The organism is Specibacter sp. NPDC078692 (assembly GCF_040686835.1).
Lineage (GTDB): Bacteria > Actinomycetota > Actinomycetes > Actinomycetales > Micrococcaceae > Specibacter.
This window is the reverse complement of sequence record NZ_JBFBLV010000004.1, coordinates 135,999-157,263: the sequence shown is the minus strand read 5'-3', so window position 1 is coordinate 157,263 and position 21,265 is coordinate 135,999. Positions and strand designations below refer to the sequence as shown.

Genomic DNA, 21,265 nt, shown 5'->3' with positions numbered 1-21,265 from the left:
CGCCAACCACCATTTCACTAGAGGAACGCTATGAAACTGACATTGACGCAATTCGTGAGCCTTGACGGCGTATCGCAGGGTCCCGGCTCCCCCGATGAAGACACCAGTGGCGGCTTTACACGCTGTGGGTGGTTCGTCCCGCACATGGATCAGGACTTCATCGCTCAGGCATCCAGGTGGCTCGACCTCGCCGACGCCCTACTGCTAGGGCAACGCACCTACACCGCCTTCGCCCGCGATTGGCCGCTCATCACCGATCCGCAGGACCCGTTCACAACGCGCATGAACAGCCTGCCCAAATACCTCGCCTCGAACACCCTGACGGCGGGTTCCTGGGACCCCACCACCGTTCTCTCCGGCGATATCAACACCGAACTCCGGGAACTCAAGGCCGCCCGAGGCGGAGAAATTCAGATTCACGGCAGCTCCACCCTCGCCCAGTCACTCTTCGCAGCAGGGCTCATCGATGAGCTCCGGCTCGTGGTGGCTCCCGTGGTGGTGGGTAGTGGCCGCCGACTCTTCCCCGACGGCGCCACACCCGCCGGGCTGAGACTGCTCGCCAGCCGCACCACACCTGGAGGCCTCGCGCTGCACAGTTATCAGCTCACCGGGCCTCCCGGCTATGCCACTTACACCGGTGTGCGGGACGTCCCCTCTTCCTAGAATGTGACCTTCGTGAAGTTCGACGGCGGCCCTCACCGTGGGAGCGCATCCGAGCCTACGTGTGCGAGACCTGGTGTACGATCCCACGCTGCCTGTCACCAACGAAACGTGCTGGCCTGCCACGATGCCTGTGCCCAGATCACGTCAATTCTCAGTTTCACGACACTTTCCTATGGGCTTCTATAGACGCTCGAGACACTGTTCCGTATCAGGGAGCCACCGGGCAATAAGTCGGGTCAAGCCTAAGGAATCTGGCAGCTGCGGAAACACGCCAATTCGAAAATTTCCGACATCTACTGCATTTGCTCCGGTGAACGACCGGCTTAAAGGACGATGCCGGATTCCCCGTTCAAACAAACCCTGACTGGACGCTGCGACAGTTCCAAAGGCAGGGAAGTGACCATTCAAGGCTCGCTAAAGGGTGCTGCTCATCTATTGGAAGTACCTGCCAAAGCATTATCGGCCTTGGGGACCATCGGTACAGCGGTTGGCGCTAAGCGTGCGATCGTGGTCCCAGGCTGCGGTTCATCTGGTGCCAGAGTCGGTTGCACTCCGCTGGTGCATCAGCGATTACTGGGTTTTGACGGATCAGGCGTGTGGGCCGAGATGGCGGTAGAGCGTCGCCCGGCTCCACCCAACCAAACGTGCCGCGTCTTCGGCGGTGCGTCCCTTCGCACGGGCGTCCTTCGCGATCGCGAGCTTGTCCGCGATTACCAAAGGGTCCGAGAGCGGCCGGCCAAAGCGGGTACCCGATTGCCGGGCCGCGGCGATCCCGGCATTGACGCGCTCCACGATCAATTCGCGCTCATACTCGGCCAGGGAGGCCAGCATGTTCAGCATCATCCGCCCCGTGGATGTCGCCGGGTCGATCCCGTCCGAAATGGATCGGACCTGCACACCGCGTTCACGCAGCAGGTTCACGGTGTTCAACACATCGACCAGGGATCGGCCGAACCGGTCGACCCGCCAGACCACCACGGTGTCCCCGGCCTCGGCGTACTCCAGGAGCTTCTTCATCCCGGGCCGCTCGATCGCGGTCCTGCTTCCGGAGGTGACATCGGCGAACACGTCGCGTTTTTGCACCCCGTCCTTGAGCAGCGCGTCAAGCTGCAACTGGGCATCCTGGCTCGAGGTGCTCACCCGCGTGTATCCCAAAAGTCTCACTCAGCCATTGTGGCTCAAAAACCCCTCGGCGACAATCAAGTAAGACGTTTTACGGTGAGACGACTTTTTGGAACAAAATCCCTCCCGGGAGTTCAATGCGACCGGTGGTCAAAATTGGTTCAGGTCCGGTGTCTCGAAAAGCTGTAGTTTTCTGAGACTGCTCAAATTGGCAGAATCAGCCTGCGGCCCTTGGATTTCCTTTAAGATACCCGCTCTGGGGTTGTTTTCGACCTCGAGTCGGGTCATGAGTCGTGTTAGGACCCGTGTTTCGGCACCAGACCTTCGCGCGCGCCACGACTGGGGCGGTGAAGCCACGCGACGTTCACTGTGAAAAGAATCCGTTCAGGAGCTAGATCAGTGCCGTACTCTGTTGCGCTGATTCCACGCTCAGGCCTCGGTTCCACCATCTACTCGCAGCACGACGCCGGTAATGAAGGCAGCCTGGTCCGAAAGCAGGAAAGCGGTTGCGTTGGCAATGTCTTCAGGCTGGCCCAGGTGCTTCATCGGGATCTCAGCAGCGTAGGCTGTCTGGGCCTCGATGGGCAGGGAAGCCAGTGCTGCGGTTTCAATGGCGCCGGGGGCCACGGCGTTTACGCGGATGCCTTGTTCGGCGGTTTCCTTGGCAACGCTACGGGTCAGGGAAACCACGCCGTGCGTCGACGCACCGTAGGGGGTCAAATACGGGGTGGCGCTGATGCCTGCCAGCGAGGCGATGTTCACGATTGAACCACGTCCCTGTTCCATAAAATGAGCAACCTGGGACTGCATAGCCATGAAGGTGCCGCGCAGGGTCACGTTGATGGCGCGGTCCCAGACCTCCGCGGTGACCTCCTGCATGGGCGTGGGCATAGATCCTACTCCTGCGTTGTTCACGGCCATGTCCAATCGACCGAAAGACTCGATGGCGAAGGGAACCAAGGCGTTGACCTCCTCGACGTTGGCGACATTGGCGTGTTTGTAGACTGCTCGACCCCCGGCGGCCACGATAAGCGAAACGGTTTCGGCACCAGCCTCGTCGTTGACGTCCGAAACGATGATCGAGGCACCATCAGTGGCCAGGCGCAGGGCGATGGCGCGTCCGATGCCGGCTCCGGCTGCAGTGACAAGGGCTACCTGGTTTTCAGAAAACATGGGAACGTTCTTCTCCTATTGGGAAATATGATGTGGAAATAGGGGTGGTGTTGTGGTGTTATTCGGATACGGTCTCGCGCCGGGATGCCCAGCGCCGCAGCAACAAGGCTAGCAAGACGGCTGCGGCAATTCCTACGATCGTGAAAATGACTCGTTCAATGGTCAGCTCTAATCCGCGCTCGAGATCACCGAGGGAGGCGAAGATCAACAGCATCGGCGTTAGGACCATTGCCTGCATGAGGTAAGCCCCGCCCGCGGAATACCAGATGAGGAAGAACAAGCACAGACCGGCGACAATAAGGGCACCCCAGAAGGGCAGGAGCAACACGGCGAGCAAAGCGATCACGGCCCCCAAAAAGGTGCCTATGAGACGCCCGTTAAGGGTTTCGCGACGCTGATTGGCCAACGGCCGCAAGGCCATCAAGACGGTGACCGCGACCCAATAACCATGGGGAATGTTGTTGGCTAACGTCCAGTACATGATTGCAGCACACAACAGGCCTACTGCGATACCGTGCTCCCACGCAGCACGTTTTTCCAACCGGAAGAGTCGGGGCCTGGAACTTGAGCAGGCGCACTATCAGGGCACCGGCCAAGCCGCCGGCAAGAATCCACAGCACTGCAGACCACCAGCTGAGGTCGATGGGACCGGGACCAAACAAGATCACCATGACCGGCGTCAATGACAGTAGTCCGGCAGAGCGCTGGTTCGTAACCGCAAAAAGAATCGCGGAAATAAACATGAGGATCGCGATGGCCCAGGGAGTTGAACCGGCCAAGGACGCCAACCCGCCAAGAGCAGCACCCACGATCACCAGTAGTGCTGCTTGGCGCGGTTTACTCACGGGAGTGACCGCCATCCCCAAGCCCATAGCCAGACCAAATCCCATGCTGGCCGAGGCTCCTCCCAACATACTCACGATGATGGAAGGAACCATGATTGTGACCAAGAGTTTGAGCGTTATCGGCAGGGTCCCCGGCTGGGGACGACTAAAAATCACCATGGTGTCGTTACCTTTACATAGGTTCGTGGACGGTAGGAGTACCGGTCCTCCACGGCAGGATGTGATGAAAAGCTCGGCATAAATATCACGATACCGTCAGGGATTCTCCCTGCACCCACGAGGGAGCATCATTATCCCCACAGCAGGAATCGCACACCAGCTCCGTACTATCTGCTACACGTACAAGATGTGTGACTGCCTCGACAGTCTTGTACCGTTCTTTGGCCAGCGCAAACAGTCCGCGTCCTCGGACTTGTCCCTGATTTTCGATGTTGAAACCGGTCCTTGGATTCCCTCCGATGCCTGTGCCGCTGCCCTTCCTTTTACGACCACGCGGAGCCGTATCCTCGCGAATCTTCTATATGCGGCGTCTCCTGAATCGAAGCCACCAACTTGTGCGAGCAACGCCAATTCACCGAGGCAGCAGTCTGCCGATCGGGGAGCGAACGTGTCATTAGGAGGCCCGCGGACACGCCGCATATACGCGGCTGCAGTGCTAGATAGCCCCTTGGAGAGATTGAATGCTCAATCGGCCAGGGACTGGTCCAGTGGTTTTTGAAGCGTGAGGTAATTTGTGGGGTCTACAGCCAGGATTCTGCCATCGAGTACCAGTGTGGGGGTACCTTCGAGTCCAAGTTCAAGGGCATCTTGCAGGTCGTTTTCGACTCGCTCTTTGATCTTTTGTGAGGCGAAGTCGGCGCGAAACTTCGTTGGATCAAGGTGGAGTTTCTGAGCGTAATTGATGAAGACTTCCGCTATTCCTGCGCGGCGGCCATTCCAGTCGTCCTGGTTGTCGAAGATGTATGCCGACATTTCTTCCAGTGCATCCTGTTCTGCGGCTGCTTCCACTGCTTGGGCGGCGGCTTTGGAGTTCTCATGCATTGACAGAGGGAAGTTCCTCACTACGATGCGTAACTGGTCGTGGTAGTCGTTTTTGGCCTGCTGGATCACTGCGTCCATGTGGGCGCAGTAGGGGCATTGGTAATCAGTGAATAGGACCAGGGTCGCTTCGGGTACGGCGGGATCATTGATCACCCTGGCGTTGTTGGGGACCAGTTTGGCTGCTAATTCGGCTGACATTTTCGAAGGTTCGGCTTCTGTCGAAGGCGTGGCAGGTGTTTCTGCGGATAGTGTGCTTCCTGGATGTTTCGCAGTTTCTGAAGGTGCTGCTACAGGAAACCAATGTGCTGGCGGCCAGCAGGGCGGCCACAACTAGGGCAAGGGTGGGCTTGCGCATTGCTTCTTTCGGGTGATGTGTGCGGAAGGCGGATTTTCCGGTGTCGAGCTCACGGCCGTGGCCCTTGGGTTACGGTTAGGACGGGGCAGTGGGCGTGCCCGAGGCATTCGAGGCTGACCGAGCCCAGCATCATATGGATAAATTCGTGTCTGCCCCTTGTGCCTAGCACCAGCATTTGGGCCTGTGCTGAGGCCTTGATGAGCTCGGCTGCCGGGCGCCCGTGGGTTATGCGTTTTTGTGCTGGCACGGGGCAGCCGTTTTCGAAGGCCTTCGAGATGGCTGCGGTTTGTCGTTCTTTGGCGTCACGCTCAAATGCTGTTTCATCGAATTCAATGGTGCCGTTGTAGAAGTTCGGTACGGTCCAGCAAGTGATCACGAGGAGCCGAGTTTGCAGTGATGCTGCAAGCTCGGCTGCCTTCCGCAGTGCCGCAATTGAAGAATCGGAGCTGTCGACGCCGACGATAATCGGAGCTGGACCGGTGAGAAACGTCAAGTCAGGTTCCTTCCTAAAAGGTCATGTGGTGGGCGGACGAGGTATCAGCTTGGGCGGGGACTGCAGGATGTGGTTCCCTATCAGAGGTGGACGAGTTCGATGCCTGCAAGTGCGATGCCTGTGACGAGAATGGTTGAGGCTGCGGCCAGGATGAAGGGTCGGGCTCCGACCCGGATGAGGTTGCGGATCTTCACCCCACATCCCAGTCCAAACATTGCGGCGGACAACAAAGCCGTTTGCGCGAGGCTTCCTGCGTGGATGAGGCCCTCGGGCAGGTCCAGTGTGGAACGGAGCACGATCATGACCAGGAAGCCAATGATGAACAGTGGGACGATCGCAGGACGCTTTTCATCGGGTTTGACGTTTCCTGACCGGCGTTGGCGAATGCTCAAAATCGCGACGATCGGGGCGAGCAGCAGGATGCGGGCGAGTTTGACGATGACGGCGACAGCCAGCGCCCCGCCGCCGATTATTCCTCCGGCGGCGACAACCTGAGCGATCTCGTGGATGGAGCCACCGGCCCACATGCCGTTGAGTTCAGGCTCCATGCCCAGCAGCTGGCCGAGCAAGGGAATCGCCGGAATCATGAGTGTGCCGAAGATGACCACCATGGCCACGGCGGTGACCACGTCCTCTTCGTCTGAGTCGGTGACCCCTTCGACTCCGGCCACAGCGGCGGCGCCGCAAATGGAGAAACCACATGCTATGAGCAGGACCTGGGCGGGACGCATCTTCATCAGCCGCCCGATCAGGATGGTTCCGAAAATGCCTCCGGCCACGATGCACACGATGACCACGAGCATGGGCGCACCGAGGGAGACAATGTCTGAGAGCACCAGTTGCAGGCCCAGGAAGACGATTCCCAATCGGAGCAGCTTCTTGGAAGCCAGCGTCAGTCCCGGTGCCGTGGACTCGGGTAGGCGAACCACGTTGGTCAGGGCGATGCCGAGCACGATCGCGACGATCAGTGGGCTGACACCGGGAAGGAAGACGTTAACGGTCATCGCGATTGCCACAGCGACCGCACACAAAAGCAACCCGGGGGAATATTTTTTCAGTGCGTAGGAGCCGCGGCGGGTTGTTATGGGATCTATCTGTTGTATTTGCGTTGACATACTTCCATACTTCACTGATCCCCGTCAGCCCGATAGACGGCAATTTCGCATCAAGGTATATGCTTTTGATATGAGCGAAGCTTGGCCGAACCTTCAGATGCTGGAACTCTTCGTTGCCGTGGTGGACGAAGGCAGCGTGGGGGCTGGCGCACGGAAAGTGGGGATGGCGCAGCCCAACGCAAGCCGAGCCATCGCGGAGCTGGAGACGGGGATGAAAACGGCTTTGCTTGAGCGCAGCCCCCGCGGTTCCGTACCCACGGTGATGGGATTGCTGCTGGCCGTTCAAGCCCGTGAACTACTTGATGCCGGGCAACGCTTCAACGATTGGTCACGGTCCAGCCGCAGCAACGAAACGTTGGAACTTCGTGTGGGGGCCAGCATGACCATCGCAGAAACCCTGCTGCCGGTCTGGCTGACAGAGTTGAAACGTCGATTGCCGCCGGTCCGCATCGAGGTGCAGGTGCTGAATTCGGCGCAGGTTCTCCAAGAAGTACAAAGGGGCATTCTTCAACTGGGTTTCGTTGAGACCCCGAACGTTCCCGTGCAGCTGAATGCGCTGGTCGTCCAAGAGGATGAGTTGCTGGTAATTGTCGCTCCCAACCATGAATGGGCGAACCGGACAAGCAAGATCGGTTTGCAAGAACTGGCGGAAACCCCCTTGGTTGTCAGGGAGCCTGGCTCAGGTACCCGCGAGGCGCTGCAAGAAGTGCTGGCTGGGTTCGTCACAGTCGAGCCGATGCAGGTGCTTGCCAGCAACGCCGCGGTGCGCGTTGCTGTTGCTTCCGGGGCGGGTCCTGCTGCCCTGAGCGAACTCGCCGTTCGAAGCCAGCTCGAGAGCGGGGACCTGTTGCGCGTTCCCTTTGAGGGTCAAGGGATCAGCCGCCCCCTGACGGCCGTCTGGTCAGGACCTCGACGATTGACAGGAGTCGCGGCCGAACTGGTCGCTGTGGCCGCTGCCAGACCGTAACCCCGGCAGAAAGACCCATCCTCGGTGAAGTCTCATCAGCATCCGTACAAGATGCTCCTCCTGTAGTCCCAAGCCCCAAGCAGTACCCGTGCCTTGGGCGGTCTGACATGCCAACCCTTCCGGCTCAACATCGTCCGCCTCTTACCCGCAAGCCACAAATTAAATACGGGGTAGAGAGCTGTAAGTAACCCAGACGGGCTGAGAAATCGTCAAGGCAGCACCTTCATGAATCCGCATGGTTCCTCGGCCATGTGCTTTACTCTCGTCTGAGGACGAGCTTGCCGCGAGCCCTCCGGGTCTGTACTTTCGCCAGCGCAGCCAGGGCATCTGCAAACGGATAAACCTGCTCAAGCTCCAAATGAAATTCCCCTGCGGCGATCTGCTCCATGAGTTGCACCAGGTCAGCAAGAACATCCATTTGGTAAGGGATCCCCGTCATGTGCACGCCGCGTTCGGAGATGTGTGCATCTCCGGAGATCGACACCAATGTTCCACCGTCCTTCACGACGGGCAAACTTTCCACCGAGGTGCCCGGTTGCACCGCCAAGACAGCGTCGACGCCATTGGGCATCCACTCCAGGATCTGCTCGCGCCAATGGGGGTTGCCGTAGTCAACTACCTTGTGCGCGCCGAGCGAAAGCATGTAGTCGTGATTGGGTTTCGACGCGGATGCGGCAACGTGCCATCCGCGTTGGCGTGCAAGTTGGATGGCGACCGTGCCGATCGCCCCCGAGCCACCAGCAATGAAGAGCGACCCGTCAACGGGCGCCGTAGCCAGTGCCCCCAATGCCTTCAGTGCGGTGTTCCCGGCTACGGGTATCGCGGCAGCCTCAACGAAACCCAATCCGGTGGGAATGGGCATTATGAGCGACGTCGCCTTGACGGCGACGTATTCCGCCCAGGTTCCGCCTTTGGGCTGCATGGAGCTGACAAACGCAATGCGCTCCTCCGGCCGATGGCCACGGACTTCGCTGCCGATCTCTTCGATCACCCCAGCAGCTTCAATCCCGATCGGAAAGGGATATTTCGCGTCGTTGGGCAAGAAGTAGGAATCATGGATCCCGACGCCCACTGCTCGGACCCGCACCAGTAACTCGTCGGCGTCGATTTTCGGAACTGGCACTTCTGCCAACTCAACGACGTGTGCACCGGGATGTGGAATGACGAATGCTTTCATACCGTGACTATTCTCCATTATTCGAGGACGGATGGGGCGTGCTCAGACCGCTGCCGGACCAATTGGGGGGTGTTGTTCGGCTTCGACACCTCCGTCATTGACGGAGCCGTGAACTCCATTCAACCAAAATTCGCTTTGGATCCGGTGGTCTTCGGCTTCACCCTTGCCATTATCCTGATCGGCTGTGCCATTGGTGTCTGGTTCGCAGGGCAACTGGTCGATGTGTGCCAACTACAACCCTGCAGCAGTTGGACTGCATTCCGCCCCGGAAACCTTAGGCCAAAGGTTAGGAACTCACAGTTCCCGGTTGGCAAGACGTGGCGGCGGAGAGTTTACCGACTCTCGGACCCTGAGCGTGGTGTCATCAAATAATTAGGACCCGCAACCCTGACCGATTCCCTGCGGGCGTTAGGGGAAAACCCGCACCACCATGCTTGATACCTTATTCTCAGAATATTAGCTACGACAAAGCCGACCTTTAGCACCGTTCAGTCTTCCGCGCCGTCCTCATCGTCGTCGAGTCCGGCCGTGTCTGGATCACGCAGCGGGCGCAGGGTGCCGCCCGCCGGCTGCGTGGCGGTGAAGTTATAACGGCCGAGCAGGTTGAGGTTCTTGTGTTTCAGTGGGGAGAGCCGGGCCACGTCCTCGTCCCGGATCACGTGGCCCTCGGTGCGGAGCTGGGCGACTGCTGCGTCAAGGTAGCGGGTCGTCCAGAGCACGACGGCGTTCAGGACCAGGCCGAGCGAGCCGAGCTGGTCCTCCATTCCGTCGCGGTACGCCTGGTGAATGGTGCCCTTCTTGCCGTGGCAGATCTCGCGCGCCAACTTGTGGCGGGACTCCTGCACGGTGAGCTGCTTGTGCATTTGCCGCCGGTAGGTGTCATCCACGGGGTCAACGACGGCAAGTAGGTGCAGGGTCTTGGCGATCCTCCCGTACTCGGCGAACGCTTGACCGAGCGGTGTGGGGCGGCCCTCGTGCCCGAACATGCGCAACAGGTCATAGGCGCGTACCTGGTTGGTGACCAGGGAGCCGGCGACCCGCAGCATGTCCGGCCAAGCGGTGAGCACCTTGTTCACGTTCACCTTGTTGTTGCGGGCCAGGGCCTCCAGCGATCCGTAGCCGTCTGCCGGCTCGGCGCCGGGCATCTGGGCCTTCCAGAACCGTTGGTCTTGGAGGTCCTTGAAACGCGGGGAGAAGCGGTAGCCGAGCATCTTGAAAATACCGAAGACGATGTCGGAGTAGGAGGCGTTGTCGGTGGCGATCATCTCCGGCTTTACCCCGCCGTCCAGGTTCAACAGGGCGTCCAGGATGAACAGGGAGTCACGTGGGGTGCCTGGCACCACCATCTGCCCGATGCCTGCCACCTGGTCATTGATCGCGTTCAGCCAAGTAACGCCCTTCTGCTTCGCGAAGTACTTCGGCGAGGGCGCGGCATTGATGGTGCGCACGGGAACGACGAAGCGCAGACCGTCGACGGAGGGAAGCACGCCCTTGCCCCAGAACTGCACGATGGGCACCTTCGCCTGGGCTTCGATCAGCGCAGCGTTCGCCGCGGCGATGGTGGTGGCGCGCAGGTAATACTGGTCAACATGGACCAGCCGGGAGCGGGTGAGCGCCTCATAGCCCGGGTTGATCACCGGGGTCATGCCGATGTTGCAGGCCTCCGAGACAAGCAGCGCGACGAGCGAGGTGCTCAGGTCTTTCATGCGGGTCCTGCCATCGCCCAGGTGCACGAAGGCGTCCAGAAATCCGGTCCAGGCGTTCACCTCGAAGAGCAGGTCCGGCAGGTCGATCTTCGGGAGCATCTTCTCCACCCGTCCGCGCAGCCACGCCAGCGACTTCGGCTCCCCGAGCGCGTGGAGCTTCTCCACATTCAGTTTCGCCCGCCCGCTTGGCTGCACCTCGATGCTGATCTTCGCGTCGTCGCCGGCTTCCTCGAGGCGCTCGGCCATCTGCCTCCAGGTGGCATCCAGAACCTCGAGAAGTTCCCGCAGGTGCGCCTCGGCATCTTCGTCCAGGCTCAGGCCGGCCAGGATGTCCTCGCGCACAGCCTCCCACCCCGCGCCCATGAGCAGGCGTGCGCGTGGGTCCGACCAGCGGTGTGAAGGCGAGGCGAAGATGTCCCGACGCTTCAGGGCGCGGAAGAGTTGTTCCAGGACACAGACCACGTACGCGTCGCGGTCCACCATTCCCTCCGGTTGCTCGGCATTCGCATAGACCGCCTGGTGCCAGTGCGGCGGCACGAGCGTGTCGTCGACTTCCCGGGGTAGCAGCGGCTTCTCGCCGACCTTCCGGCGCGAGAGTGCGGGCAGCTTCTTCACCCCGGCCAAGATCCGTACCCCGCCGGTCGCTGCTTCCAGTGCCGAGGTCTCACCCAACAGTGACAGGAACGGTTTGACGGTGTTGTAGCGCAACGCCAGCGCCCCACGCAGCGCGGTTTGTGCCGAATCGCCGTCCTGGGGCACCAAGGTCACCACCGTGGAGGCCGCGCCCGACATCACCGACCGGGGTGCGACCTCCTCCAACGCCCGCCACAGCGCGGCCACGTCCACCTCGCCACCGTCCTTCTCGATGGACTCCAGCTTCTCGAAGAACACCTTCGCAGCCCTGGCCACAATCCGAGACGCCTTCTCCAGCTGTGGAAGGGTGGACAGGCGTTGCTTGTCAGCGGTGCGCTTCGCGGTGCGGATCAGCCTGGTCGCCATCAGGATCTCGAACAGATCCAGGGCATCATCGATCGCCTTGGCCTCCAAATGGCGCATCACCGCGGTGAGTATCGCCGTGCGCTTGGGTTCCGCTGTCCGCTCCAGCTTCGGGGCCTTGGTGCCCAGCCCGTACCGGGCCAGCGTGGAGAGCCTGTTCGGCGGTATCTGTTCGAGCTTCAGCCGGCCCAGCCCGAAGGCGGCAATGTCCTCAACCCGTTGCAACGCACCCTTCATCGCGGTGCCGGTGCTCCGCGTTGGCGGTCGACGCATCCGCTCCAGGTCCGAATACCGAGTGCCCTCCGGTGTTTTCAGCGTGGCAACCAAGTCCCCGGGCAGCGCCGGGTCCGCCCGCAGGGCGGCCTTGGCAACCGTGGCGTGCAGCCGCTTCTCGGCGGTGGTGCGGACCTCGGAAACCTGTCGGGCCAGCACGTTCACCCCGGGTAGCAGCACCCGGTGCCGGCGTAGCCAACCCGCCGCGTGGTTGAACAACGCGACCGGTCCCTCGGCGTGCGTCCACGCCCGCCCGTGCAGGAATGCCCTGAATATCCGCCCGTGGGCGGGGTCCTCGTACTGGTGGTAGCCGTACGCATCGCGGATCTCCCACGCGTGCTCGTACGCCGTCTTTGGCCGCTCGGTGTATTCCTTGAGGCAGGACGGATCCTCAATCTCCAGCTGTTCGGCCAGATGTTCAACGATCGGCCATGGCACGGCCAAGGGGTCCTCCAGGAACAGCCCGATGTACCGGACCGTGCACATCTGCAGGGCGAAGCCCAGGCGATTGTGGTCACCTCGCCGCTTCGCGATCAGGTTCCGGTCCTCGTCGTCGAGGAAGAAGAAGCGCTCCAGCTCGGTCCGCGTCGGTTCCTCGGCGAACCTTCCATAGGCCTCGGCCTGCTCATCAGTCAGAAATTCCACGGGCATAAGACTGACAATAGCCGTCCCACCAGTGATCGAGAGCCTTCCGGCGAAACTCCGCGCAACCTGGATCGCCTGTGTTAGATGAGCATGATCAAATGCTTAGCGCCAACGGCTGTACCGGTAGTCCCCAAGGCCGATTATGATCTCGACATGACTACCCTGCTTCCACCATCTGCGCTGCCCCTTTCAAAGGTCGAGCAGGCGCTCGTTGATCTGGCGAGAAAGACCATCGATTCAACCACCGATGCCGGTCCCGGGGAAGACGGCATTCACACCATGGGCGCTGCCGTAAGGGCTGCCGATGGTCGGATGTTCACTGGGGTGAACCTCTACCACTTCACCGGCGGACCATGCGCAGAATTGGTGGCGCTCGGGGCAGCGCGCGCAGCGGGGGCGACTGAACTGACACACATTGTGGCCGTAGGAAACCACGCCCGTGGCGTGAAGAATCCCTGCGGCCGTGACCGGCAAATCCTTGCCGACCACTACCCGAACATACGTGTGGTTATGACGTCACCAGGAGGGCCCGTGAGCATTCTCGCCAGCGATCTGCTGCCGCTTGGATACGACTACAACGCTGAACAGCTGTAACCCCGAATCCAAGTCCCGCAGGAGGTTGCCGCAACGGAAGCCTGATCGCGCCTGTGATTGCGGCCCCGTTTAGGCAGCGTGCGGAGTGATAGTCACGCTGAGCTCGGAGTCTAGAGCGACGGCGATTCGCTCCAGTATGGGGATCGTGGGCACGGCTCCGCCAGCCTCAAGCCGGGATAGTGCCGACTGGGTCATGCCAGCCCTGGCGGCGACCTCGGTCTGTGACAGACCCAGCGCAAGTCGGCGTTCGCGAACTGCCTGGCCGATCAAGAACGCCCGCTGTGCCTCGCCGTAGCCTTCACGATAGTCCGCAGTGCCTCGGCGATGGTGTGCGACCTTTTCATAGGAGTTGTGCGTAGGGTTCATTTCAACTTTCCTCACGTTCGTAGATGGTATGCGCGGCACCATGGGACTCTTCGCAGGTCCGCTGCGCTCGTATGGCTCGTTCAACCTCGAACATCTCGGCACTGCGGGTCTTGTGGAACGTGGTGAGCAAGACCACCCGACGACCAGGTGCCAGCCAATAGGTCACCCTGGTCTGCTGGCGGAGCAGACGGAACCGCAGCTCGCGAACCTTCCCGCCTAGATAGCGAGCATACGGTTCGCTGAGGGTCTCGGCGTGTTCGGCAAGCAGGCCCAGAAGGAAGTCGACACGACCAAAGTCGCGGCCAGTGAGGCTTTCCAGCCATGCCCGCACCTCGGGTTCCATCTCGACCTCGTACAGCTCGGCCATGCACCCTACGCTATATACATTTCACGCTATATGGAAGACGTGACTGACGACGATCGAGCATCGCGCCTGTCCCGTAGAGGTTCCCCTTGCGGGACACCAAGCAGTCCCCAACGAACAGATCAGGGCTTGTTGGTGACTACAACCAGAGAATCTCGTGGTGACATAAAATCCGGATTGGTGACACGCTGGTGACACGAAACCCGGATTAGCGGCACGTAGCGACGGATCCTACACTTGGGGCATGGATTTAACGGTTTCTGCGGCACTCACGATTCCCTCCAGCGAACTCAGCTGGCGGTTCTCGCGTTCTTCAGGGCCCGGCGGTCAGCATGTGAACACCTCCGATAGTCGGGCAGAATTGCTGTGGAACGTGGCCGAATCGGCGGTGCTGTCTGAGGAACAGCGCGTGCGTTTGCTTGAACGCTTCAGCAGACGGCTCGTGGACGGCGTCATCACGGTGGCCGCGCATGAACAGCGCTCGCAGTTGCGCAATCGGGAGATCGCCCTAGAGAAATTGGGTGTGCTTGTGGCTTCGGCGCTGGCCCCCGCAGCTACTCCCCGCAAGAGCACCAAGCCCACCCGGGGATCCAAACGCAGGCATCAGGCAGCGAAACAGCAGCGCTCCGCGACGAAACAGTTGCGGCAACGCCCTCACACGGATTGAGCTCGTCAGAACACTGGAGACTGTTGGGACAGGGGCGCCACTAAATGTTGGCGACCGTTAGGGTTGAGCCATGACACAGACTGTAGCGGTTTTGCTGGCAGCAGGTGCTGGAACCAGATTGGGGCTCGGGCCCAAGGCTCTCCTACCTTTCCGCGGAACCACACTCGTTGGACATGCAGCAGCGGAACTGCTCCGTGGTGGCTGTGCTGAAGTCTTTGTGGTGGTGGGCGCTGGCGCCACCCAAATGCGGGCCACTCCCCTGCCCCCAGGTTGCCGGATTGTGGAGAACCCACGCTGGGAAGAAGGTATGGGTACCTCCTTTGCCGCAGGGATCACGGCTGTGCTCAGCAGCAGCTGTACTAATGGCAGTGATGGCGCAGGTGGTGCCGGGAGTGGGCCCATCCTCGTGGCTCTGGTGGACCAGCCGGGAATGAACTTTGGGCTCATCCAGATTCTGCTCGCCCTGCACCGGCCCGGACGCATTACTGCCGCGGGATACCGCTCGACTTCTGGTGTGGAGGAATCTGGTACCCAAGATGCTGGCTCTATGACTGCTGGCGTTGAGCGCTCCGGCACTGCGGATGCCACCTCTGCAGTACCAGACCGGAGTAAGTTGCGGCGCGGGAATCCCGTGGTGTTCTCCCCCGAGCATGCCTCCGCAGCAGCAGCGGTGGCCACGGGGGATTCCGGCGCCCGAGCATACCTCGCCGCACATCCGGAGCTAGTAGATGTAGTCGATTTCAGTCCATACACCGATGGTTCGGATATCGACACCCCAGCGGACCTCCATCTGTTGGAACAATAAGTCCCAAACGGACCAATGCTCTCCAGGCCCACAGCGGTTCCTGCGGGGCATCGAAGATGTGACATGAAAGACGTGACCCGGCCGCAGGGAATACCGCCCCAATTCTCTAGGTTGTGCCAGACGTTGTCCATCAACTCAACTCTGGAGATGTCCTTGAACTTGTTTTCCCCCGTCACCCTCGGCAGCTTAGAACTTCCCAACCGCGTTGTCATGGCGCCGCTGACGCGGTCCCGGTCCGGTGTGGACGGTGTTCCCGGGGACTTGGTGGTTGAGTACTACCGCCAGCGCGCATCCATGGGCCTGCTGACCAGCGAGGGTGTCTACCCCAGCTTTGCCGGCCAGGCATTCGTGCGTCAGCCGGGACTAGTCACCGATGAGCAGATTGCTGGCTGGAAGCGCGTCACCGACGCCGTTCACGCAGATGGTGGGCGCATCATCGCCCAGGTCATGCACTCGGGCCGCGTCACCCACCCGGACACCAACGGCGGACGCCAAGTAGTAGCCCCGAGCGCCATCGCAATCGACGGCGTGACCCGCACCTATGAGGGCAAGGCGCCTTACCCGGTCCCCCACGCACTAGAAGAAGGCGAACTGGCTGGCATTGTCGGCGAATTCGTCCAGGGTTCCCTCAATGCCATCGCTGCCGGATTCGACGGCGTGGAACTCCACGGAGCCAACGGGTACCTGCTTCACGAATTCCTGTCCCCTGCATCAAACCAGCGCACTGACGGATACGGCGGCAGCCCCGCGAAACGTGCGCGTTTTGTCATTGAAACCGTGCAGGCAGTGGTCCAGGCCGTTGGCGCCGACAAGACGTGGCTGCGCATCTCACCCGAGCACAACATCCAGGGGGCACTGGAAACGGATGCAGCCGAAACGTTAGCCACCTATTCGGCGCTGGTAGAAGGCATCGCCCCTCTGGGTCTGGCCGGACTGAGCATTTTGCACAAGGATCCTTCGGGGAACCTGGTACAGACGCTGCGTACCCGTTTTGGTGGTCCCGTGCTGTTGAACACCGGGTTTGAGTCCGTCACTACGCTCGCCGATGCCCGGTCCCTGACCGAGTGGGCCGACGCCGTAGTGGTGGGCCGCCCTGCCATTGCCAACCCGGATCTGGTCCGCCGCTGGGCTGAGGACCTCCCACTGAACGAGCCGGATTTCGCCACGTTCTACACCGAAGGCGCGGCCGGCTACACCGACTATCCCTTCTGGGCGAACTAGTCTGGACCATCTAGCCCACCGCTAGCCGGCCAGCACTCCACCGAGACTCAAGAATCGCGTAACATTCGACGTCGGCACCCGCCCAAGTGCCGACGTCGAACGCGTTCTTGGAACCTTCGTTTAGCATGGGAGGCATGCGATGGTTTCTTCGATGAGGCGGGAAGCGTCCTTTGGCGCGCATCCCTCCCCGGGGCTACCCCGGGGCACGAAGTATTGCCTGATCCATGCACCGCGGGTGCCTCACTGCGCTCCGCGCAGCAGCGCACCCGCACAGACAGCCAGGTCATCGGAGAAGCCATCGCACTCATGACTCCATCCCTGAATTCACCAGTGACAGCGCCAGTAACAATGGCAGCGGCCACGCTCAAGCGCACACCACGCCCGACGCACTCAGCCATCGCGCAAACCTTGGCTCAAGCCTTTCTGGCTTCCCCGCAGTGGCACAAGACGGATCTAGTAGACGCCGGTGCCCACGTTCTGGGAGCACGACGGCGTTGGCTGGGACCACTGGTTACTCACGTATTGCGAGGGTATCCGCGCCCGCCGCTGGATGCTCCGCGCGAGCTTGCCGCCATGATCGGCGGCTGTGACGCCTTCCTCGAGGCAGCCGCCAAGGCCGCCCAGCAACGCAAACCCATCTTGATCACCAACTATGTGTTGGCGCCATCGGCGGCCCGTGATCGTCGACAAACAGGCGTACCCCGGATCGACACCCTGGGCGAGCTGGCCCAACGTCTCAAGCTCAGCAGCGGCGAACTGGAATGGTTCGCGGATCCAAAGCACTGGAACCGAACGGCTGCTCGCAAACTGCAGCACTACCGCTACGAATGGCGGACCCGTCCGGGCAGGCTCCCCCGGCTGCTCGAGATTCCGGCTCCGCGCCTGCGCTCCATCCAGCGCACCGTGCTGCGGGAACTGCTCTATCCGGAGGAGCTTCATGATGCCGCGCACGGGTTTGTGCCGGGCCGCAGCGCCGTCACAGGAGCGGCCCAGCACACCGGGCGGGACGTGGTGCTGAACCTGGATTTGGTGTCCTTTTTTGCCAAGGTCACGGCCGGGCGCGTGTTCGGCACGTTGCGGCAGTCAGGCTTCACGGAAGCCGTGGGACACCGGTTGACGGGCATGCTCACTCACGTGGTTCCGCCGCGGGTACTTGCCCAAATGCCTGCTGGCGGGGACGCTGCCGAGCGGTTTGCGCTGCGCCAGGCCCTCTCCTTACCGCACCTTCCGCAGGGCGCCCCCACCTCGCCCACGCTCGCGAACCTGTCCCTGCGCCGGCTGGATTCGCGCCTTGCTGGCCTGGCTGAAAAGTTCGACGGCGGCTACACCAGGTACGCCGACGACCTCGCCTTCAGCGGCGGCCGCGACATGGCGCGGCGCGCGGATGCATTCGTGCGGGCCGCCACCGCGATCATTGACGATGAGGGGCACAGTGTTAACCGCTTGAAGAGCCGTGTGCGCCCGGCCGGTGTCCGCCAGAGTGTGACCTCGGTGGTGGTCAACGAGCGCACCAATGTTCCCCGCGCCGACTTTGACCGTCTCAAGGCCATCGTCCACAACTGCCGCGTGCACGGCCCGGAATCGCAAAACTGGAATGGGCACCCTGATTTCCGCGGCCACCTGCTGGGACGCATTTCCTGGGTCGCTGCCCTGAATCCGGCACGCGGCGCCAAACTCCGCCAGGATTTCCTCCGCATCCAGTGGTAGCACCCCACCCAGTGGTGAGACGGGGCGGTCGGTGCGTGCCGCCGTCGTGGTTCAAACCTTCGAGAAACTCCCGCCCTACGGGTTGATGGTTCGGTTGAGGTTCTTCAGGAGTTGCTTGAACCGTCTCTCGCCGTTATCGCTTAGCCTCACCAGCGTGTGGCCGTAACGGTTCTTCCGTTCCTTGCTGACCTCGACCATGCCGCGCTCCTCCAGGTCCCGAATGATTTTGGAGAGGTCCGTGATGGACAACCCTGTCGATTCCTGCAGCGCTGGGTAGTCCGCCTGTTCCACTTGGTGCAGGTGCGCCAGCGTGACAAATCGCTTGGGTGCCAGCAGGTGGGGGTCCAGGTCCTGATAGCTCATTGCTTCCTGCCCCTGCGGAAGAACAGGAACAGGTAAAAGGCCAGCCACGCGGCCGGGGCCAGCCCGGCAATGATCCAGGCTTCCGGAAACGGCACCGTCTCGCCGCGCGTGAGCCCCCGCCAGATGGGCAGCATCAACCACGTGGTAAACGCGATGGTGGCGATAAGTCCGGCCTTGATCCGGGGCTCGTTGGGGCGGGCTTTCCGATCCGAGATCCAAAAATTGGAGGCTGCGATCGCTGCTGCCCCGGGAAGGAGCGCCCACCAGGGATGCCCGGACATGGCAAGCAAGCCCGAAAGCAACCCCGTGACAACTGCCGCGGCCGCATAGAGGTGATCGCGCAATTTCAGCTGCCGCTTGGGCGGGGCCGGGATCGAGGCGAGCAGTTTCTCGGCCTGTTGCCGAGTCACCACACCGGAGCCGGGCGTGTCATCCTGTTGCTTATCCATATCTCAAGCTTTGCATTTAGTTACAATAAGTGCAACTAGATGCAGACTCTGGCCACGCAGCAATGTGAACCTTGGAAACCGGGGCCTGCTGCATGAATGTTCGGGAAAACCACATTAGAGAGGGCGCGTCCGGGAAAATTCCCCAGAAGGTGAGGGAGGGTTTTGGTGGAGGCCGGCCCGTCAGCTCCACAGCGCCACATGAACTTTTGAGCCACGGTGTGCCAGGCCCCGGGACCCCCGCTGGGCCACCATGGCAGCGGTTGCCGCAGCCGTGGTGGCGAAATGCTGCAGCTCCCGTGCGGCGCCCGTTGACCGGCCGCGGTCCAGCATGCTCGTCCACCACATCCCGACAATCGGCATTCCGGCGCTCGCCACGGCAACTAGGGCGCCCGTGCGCAGCTCGGTGCGCACCACGTGTTCCAGGGCCAGCATGACTCCTTCCCCGGACCTGACGGCTGCGAGGGCAGCCGTTTCACTGGTTAGTGCCACCATGTTTGGCGTGTTTCCGCCGGCCGCCAGCCACCGCCCCTCCTCGGTGGCATCCTCGATGCCGCGGGGTCCGGAAAACCATTGGTGTTCACGCAGCCGGGGCGCAGCGACCTGGCCGTGCGCCCTGCCCAGCGGGTGTGAGGGCGCGGCAACCAGCACCCGGCTGTACCTCAGGATCGGCAGGCTCTCCACCCCGGCCATGACCGCCGCCTCCGGCCGCGCGCCCAGGGCAATGTCGTAGGAACGGCGGGTGAGCAGGGCCGGCACATCCACAGCAGGCTCAACCACAACCTCCAAAAGGGCGCCGGGCATGCGCCCGATGAAGACGTCCAAAAGGCGGCCCGCCGCATGCTCGGCAAACGCAGCCGTTGCCAGCACCCGCAGCCCGCCGACGGAGTGCCGAGCCTGGGCCACATCGCGGCGAATCGCTTCGGCGAGCCCCACGAGCTCTTCCGCGTGCACGGCAAGTGCCCGGCCTCCCTCCGTCAGGGCAATTCCGCCGCCTGCCCGAACAAACAAGACATCGCCGAGGTCGCGGCGCAAGGCCGCCAGCGCGGAGGAAACTGCCGGCTCGCTGATCCCCAAAGCTGCCGCTGCCGCGCGCAAGGACCCTAATTCGGCCACCATGCTAAAAGTCAGCAGCTGTCTCAACGTCATCGACATAGCCTCATAACCTTTCGCTTATCTCGATGTTGACATGCCGGACACAGTTGGACAAGGGTTGCTTTTACTGGGACCCGTGCGTTCCGCCAGGCCCCGCGATGCAAGGGGTGGATTGTGCAGATTCCGGCTCCGTTTGACTATGAACGCGCCACTGATGTGGCCCATGCGATCATGCTTCTCAAACGCCATGGACCAGAGTCCCGGGTCGTGGCGGGAGGGCACAGCTTGTTGCCCATGATGAAGTTGCGGCTGGCCCGGCCCGAATGGCTGATCGACATCAACAACCTCGCCGAGCTTGACTTCATCCACCGCAACGGCGACACCCTGTGCATTGGGGCGCTGGTCCGCCACACAACCCTCCTCGAGTCGGAGGAGGTGGCGCGCCACTTTCCCATCATCCGCGAGGCTGAGCAGGTGATTGCAGATCCGGTGGTGCGCAACCGCGGCACCCTCGGCGGCTCACTGTGCCAAGCCGACCCGGCGGAAGACCTTTCAACAGTCTGCGATGTCCTGGCTGCGGTCGCCGTCATCAGGGGACCCGGCGGTGAACGGCTGGTGCCGATGGCGGAGTTCCACAAAGGACCCTACGAGACGGCTGTTGCACCGGATGAACTCCTGTGCGAGATCCGCCTTCCCATTAGCAGGCACTCCTCAAGCTCCTATGTAAAGGTTGAGCGCCGGGTTGGTGACTGGGCCGTCGTTGCGGCAGGTGCCACTGTGACACTTGCCCCGGACGGACTCATCGGCGACGCCGCCGTCGGCCTGACCGCCGTCGGGCTCGACGGCACTGTCCCATCGGTGGCAGAGACGCTTCGCGGACAGCCGCCCGGGGAGGAATTGTTCGCGGAGTCCGGGCGTCTGGCAGCCGCCGCCTGCCGCCCCGTCGAAGACCAGCGCGGCCCGGTCGACTATAAACGCCACTTGGCAGACGAACTCACCCGCAGGGTCCTGCGGCGTGCCAGTGCCCGTGCGGCACAAACCCTGACACAAGCCCAGGAAGGTTGAA

At 61.7% G+C, this 21,265-nt stretch carries 22 protein-coding genes; 9 read left to right on the top strand and 13 right to left on the bottom strand.

Annotated elements, in window-relative coordinates; genetic code table 11:
* The first annotated feature begins 30 nt into the window (after positions 1-30).
* Positions 31-663 carry a dihydrofolate reductase family protein gene (locus AB0O97_RS04735; RefSeq protein ID WP_363880507.1) on the top strand — a complete coding sequence of 211 codons (633 nt, stop codon included), beginning with the start codon at positions 31-33 and terminating at the stop codon, positions 661-663.
* Positions 664-1,251: 588 nt separating this feature from the next.
* Here AB0O97_RS04735 and AB0O97_RS04730 read toward each other — a convergent pair.
* From AB0O97_RS04730 to AB0O97_RS04720, 3 genes are all read right to left on the bottom strand, one after another.
* The gene (locus tag AB0O97_RS04730) at positions 1,252-1,827 is read right to left on the bottom strand and encodes a recombinase family protein (RefSeq protein WP_363880504.1); all 576 of its coding nucleotides are present in this window, start codon (positions 1,825-1,827) and stop codon (positions 1,252-1,254) included.
* Between the two features lie 387 nt (positions 1,828-2,214).
* Entirely contained in the window at positions 2,215-2,958 is a 744-nt protein-coding gene (locus AB0O97_RS04725; RefSeq protein WP_363880502.1) for a glucose 1-dehydrogenase, read from the bottom strand.
* Between the two features lie 58 nt (positions 2,959-3,016).
* On the bottom strand, positions 3,017-3,439 hold the full coding sequence (locus AB0O97_RS04720; protein WP_363880499.1) for an FUSC family protein: 423 nt from the start codon (positions 3,437-3,439) through the stop codon (positions 3,017-3,019).
* Between the two features lie 161 nt (positions 3,440-3,600).
* Here AB0O97_RS04720 and AB0O97_RS04715 point away from each other — a divergent pair, with 161 nt between their 5' ends.
* Positions 3,601-4,044, top strand: a complete 444-nt coding sequence (locus AB0O97_RS04715; protein WP_363880496.1) for a hypothetical protein — start codon at positions 3,601-3,603, stop codon at positions 4,042-4,044.
* A 443-nt stretch (positions 4,045-4,487) separates the two neighbouring features.
* Here the strand turns inward: AB0O97_RS04715 and AB0O97_RS04710 are convergent, their stop codons facing one another.
* From AB0O97_RS04710 to AB0O97_RS04700, 3 genes are all read right to left on the bottom strand, one after another.
* A complete protein-coding gene (locus AB0O97_RS04710) occupies positions 4,488-5,042 on the bottom strand; it encodes a thioredoxin domain-containing protein (RefSeq protein WP_363880493.1) in 555 nt (184 codons plus the stop codon).
* Positions 5,043-5,248: 206 nt separating this feature from the next.
* Positions 5,249-5,692 carry a universal stress protein gene (locus AB0O97_RS04705; RefSeq protein WP_168615470.1) on the bottom strand — a complete coding sequence of 148 codons (444 nt, stop codon included), beginning with the start codon at positions 5,690-5,692 and terminating at the stop codon, positions 5,249-5,251.
* 80 nt (positions 5,693-5,772) lie between these two features.
* The gene (locus AB0O97_RS04700; protein ID WP_363880490.1) at positions 5,773-6,807 is read right to left on the bottom strand and encodes a YeiH family protein; all 1,035 of its coding nucleotides are present in this window, start codon (positions 6,805-6,807) and stop codon (positions 5,773-5,775) included.
* 70 nt (positions 6,808-6,877) lie between these two features.
* On the opposite strand from AB0O97_RS04700, the gene AB0O97_RS04695 reads away from it, so the two are divergent.
* Positions 6,878-7,774 carry a LysR family transcriptional regulator gene (locus tag AB0O97_RS04695; RefSeq protein ID WP_363880487.1) on the top strand — a complete coding sequence of 299 codons (897 nt, stop codon included), beginning with the start codon at positions 6,878-6,880 and terminating at the stop codon, positions 7,772-7,774.
* A 256-nt stretch (positions 7,775-8,030) separates the two neighbouring features.
* Here AB0O97_RS04695 and AB0O97_RS04690 read toward each other — a convergent pair whose 3' ends face one another.
* Together AB0O97_RS04690 and AB0O97_RS04685 are read right to left on the bottom strand one after the other, a co-directional pair.
* Positions 8,031-8,951, bottom strand: a complete 921-nt coding sequence (locus tag AB0O97_RS04690) for an NADP-dependent oxidoreductase (protein ID WP_363880484.1) — start codon at positions 8,949-8,951, stop codon at positions 8,031-8,033.
* A 488-nt stretch (positions 8,952-9,439) separates the two neighbouring features.
* Complete coding sequence (locus AB0O97_RS04685) at positions 9,440-12,577, bottom strand: Tn3 family transposase (RefSeq protein ID WP_363880481.1); 3,138 nt, start codon at positions 12,575-12,577, stop codon at positions 9,440-9,442.
* A 147-nt stretch (positions 12,578-12,724) separates the two neighbouring features.
* Between AB0O97_RS04685 and AB0O97_RS04680 the strand changes: the two genes are divergently transcribed.
* Positions 12,725-13,165: a cytidine deaminase gene (locus tag AB0O97_RS04680; protein ID WP_363880478.1), complete on the top strand. Its 441-nt coding sequence runs from the start codon at positions 12,725-12,727 to the stop codon at positions 13,163-13,165.
* Between the two features lie 69 nt (positions 13,166-13,234).
* Here AB0O97_RS04680 and AB0O97_RS04675 read toward each other — a convergent pair whose 3' ends face one another.
* Both AB0O97_RS04675 and AB0O97_RS04670 read right to left on the bottom strand, forming a co-directional pair.
* Complete coding sequence (locus AB0O97_RS04675; RefSeq protein ID WP_363880475.1) at positions 13,235-13,531, bottom strand: helix-turn-helix transcriptional regulator; 297 nt, start codon at positions 13,529-13,531, stop codon at positions 13,235-13,237.
* A 1-nt stretch (position 13,532) separates the two neighbouring features.
* Positions 13,533-13,898: a type II toxin-antitoxin system RelE/ParE family toxin gene (locus tag AB0O97_RS04670; protein WP_363880472.1), complete on the bottom strand. Its 366-nt coding sequence runs from the start codon at positions 13,896-13,898 to the stop codon at positions 13,533-13,535.
* A 241-nt stretch (positions 13,899-14,139) separates the two neighbouring features.
* On the opposite strand from AB0O97_RS04670, the gene arfB reads away from it, so the two are divergent.
* The 4 genes from arfB (at position 14,140) to AB0O97_RS04650 (ending at position 18,295) form a co-directional block, all read left to right on the top strand.
* Entirely contained in the window at positions 14,140-14,562 is a 423-nt protein-coding gene (arfB, locus tag AB0O97_RS04665; RefSeq protein ID WP_363840875.1) for an alternative ribosome rescue aminoacyl-tRNA hydrolase ArfB, read from the top strand.
* A 70-nt stretch (positions 14,563-14,632) separates the two neighbouring features.
* Positions 14,633-15,367: a nucleotidyltransferase family protein gene (locus AB0O97_RS04660; RefSeq protein WP_363880469.1), complete on the top strand. Its 735-nt coding sequence runs from the start codon at positions 14,633-14,635 to the stop codon at positions 15,365-15,367.
* Between the two features lie 147 nt (positions 15,368-15,514).
* Positions 15,515-16,588 carry an alkene reductase gene (locus AB0O97_RS04655; protein ID WP_363840880.1) on the top strand — a complete coding sequence of 358 codons (1,074 nt, stop codon included), beginning with the start codon at positions 15,515-15,517 and terminating at the stop codon, positions 16,586-16,588.
* Positions 16,589-16,801: 213 nt separating this feature from the next.
* Positions 16,802-18,295, top strand: a complete 1,494-nt coding sequence (locus tag AB0O97_RS04650; RefSeq protein WP_363880466.1) for a reverse transcriptase family protein — start codon at positions 16,802-16,804, stop codon at positions 18,293-18,295.
* Positions 18,296-18,370: 75 nt separating this feature from the next.
* Here the strand turns inward: AB0O97_RS04650 and AB0O97_RS04645 are convergent, their stop codons facing one another.
* The 3 genes from AB0O97_RS04645 to AB0O97_RS04635 all read right to left on the bottom strand — a co-directional run bounded on the left by AB0O97_RS04645 (position 18,371) and on the right by AB0O97_RS04635 (position 20,253).
* Entirely contained in the window at positions 18,371-18,658 is a 288-nt protein-coding gene (locus tag AB0O97_RS04645; protein ID WP_363880462.1) for a transcriptional regulator, read from the bottom strand.
* On the bottom strand, positions 18,655-19,107 hold the full coding sequence (locus AB0O97_RS04640) for a hypothetical protein (RefSeq protein ID WP_363880459.1): 453 nt from the start codon (positions 19,105-19,107) through the stop codon (positions 18,655-18,657). The genes AB0O97_RS04645 and AB0O97_RS04640 overlap by 4 nt, the downstream gene beginning before the upstream one ends.
* A 180-nt stretch (positions 19,108-19,287) precedes the next feature.
* Positions 19,288-20,253: a LysR family transcriptional regulator gene (locus AB0O97_RS04635; RefSeq protein ID WP_363840892.1), complete on the bottom strand. Its 966-nt coding sequence runs from the start codon at positions 20,251-20,253 to the stop codon at positions 19,288-19,290.
* Positions 20,254-20,373: 120 nt separating this feature from the next.
* Between AB0O97_RS04635 and AB0O97_RS04630 the strand changes: the two genes are divergently transcribed.
* Positions 20,374-21,264 carry a xanthine dehydrogenase family protein subunit M gene (locus AB0O97_RS04630; protein ID WP_363840895.1) on the top strand — a complete coding sequence of 297 codons (891 nt, stop codon included), beginning with the start codon at positions 20,374-20,376 and terminating at the stop codon, positions 21,262-21,264.
* Position 21,265: the final 1 nt, after the last annotated feature.

Bases quoted from the DNA above. Each gene is read 5' to 3' on its own strand.
- AB0O97_RS04735 (WP_363880507.1), top strand. From the start codon at position 31: ATGAAACTGACATTGACGCAATTCGTGAGCCTTGACGGCGTATCGCAG.
- AB0O97_RS04725 (WP_363880502.1), bottom strand. From the start codon at position 2,958: ATGTTTTCTGAAAACCAGGTAGCCCTTGTCACTGCAGCCGGAGCCGGC.
- AB0O97_RS04720 (WP_363880499.1), bottom strand. From the start codon at position 3,439: ATGTACTGGACGTTAGCCAACAACATTCCCCATGGTTATTGGGTCGCG.
- AB0O97_RS04715 (WP_363880496.1), top strand. From the start codon at position 3,601: ATGGGACCGGGACCAAACAAGATCACCATGACCGGCGTCAATGACAGT.
- AB0O97_RS04710 (WP_363880493.1), bottom strand. From the start codon at position 5,042: ATGTCAGCCGAATTAGCAGCCAAACTGGTCCCCAACAACGCCAGGGTG.
- AB0O97_RS04700 (WP_363880490.1), bottom strand. From the start codon at position 6,807: ATGTCAACGCAAATACAACAGATAGATCCCATAACAACCCGCCGCGGC.
- AB0O97_RS04695 (WP_363880487.1), top strand. From the start codon at position 6,878: ATGAGCGAAGCTTGGCCGAACCTTCAGATGCTGGAACTCTTCGTTGCC.
- AB0O97_RS04690 (WP_363880484.1), bottom strand. From the start codon at position 8,951: ATGAAAGCATTCGTCATTCCACATCCCGGTGCACACGTCGTTGAGTTG.
- AB0O97_RS04685 (WP_363880481.1), bottom strand. From the start codon at position 12,577: ATGCCCGTGGAATTTCTGACTGATGAGCAGGCCGAGGCCTATGGAAGG.
- AB0O97_RS04680 (WP_363880478.1), top strand. From the start codon at position 12,725: ATGACTACCCTGCTTCCACCATCTGCGCTGCCCCTTTCAAAGGTCGAG.
- AB0O97_RS04675 (WP_363880475.1), bottom strand. From the start codon at position 13,531: ATGAACCCTACGCACAACTCCTATGAAAAGGTCGCACACCATCGCCGA.
- AB0O97_RS04670 (WP_363880472.1), bottom strand. From the start codon at position 13,898: ATGGCCGAGCTGTACGAGGTCGAGATGGAACCCGAGGTGCGGGCATGG.
- arfB (WP_363840875.1), top strand. From the start codon at position 14,140: ATGGATTTAACGGTTTCTGCGGCACTCACGATTCCCTCCAGCGAACTC.
- AB0O97_RS04660 (WP_363880469.1), top strand. From the start codon at position 14,633: ATGACACAGACTGTAGCGGTTTTGCTGGCAGCAGGTGCTGGAACCAGA.
- AB0O97_RS04655 (WP_363840880.1), top strand. From the start codon at position 15,515: ATGTCCTTGAACTTGTTTTCCCCCGTCACCCTCGGCAGCTTAGAACTT.
- AB0O97_RS04645 (WP_363880462.1), bottom strand. From the start codon at position 18,658: ATGAGCTATCAGGACCTGGACCCCCACCTGCTGGCACCCAAGCGATTT.
- AB0O97_RS04640 (WP_363880459.1), bottom strand. From the start codon at position 19,107: ATGGATAAGCAACAGGATGACACGCCCGGCTCCGGTGTGGTGACTCGG.
- AB0O97_RS04635 (WP_363840892.1), bottom strand. From the start codon at position 20,253: ATGACGTTGAGACAGCTGCTGACTTTTAGCATGGTGGCCGAATTAGGG.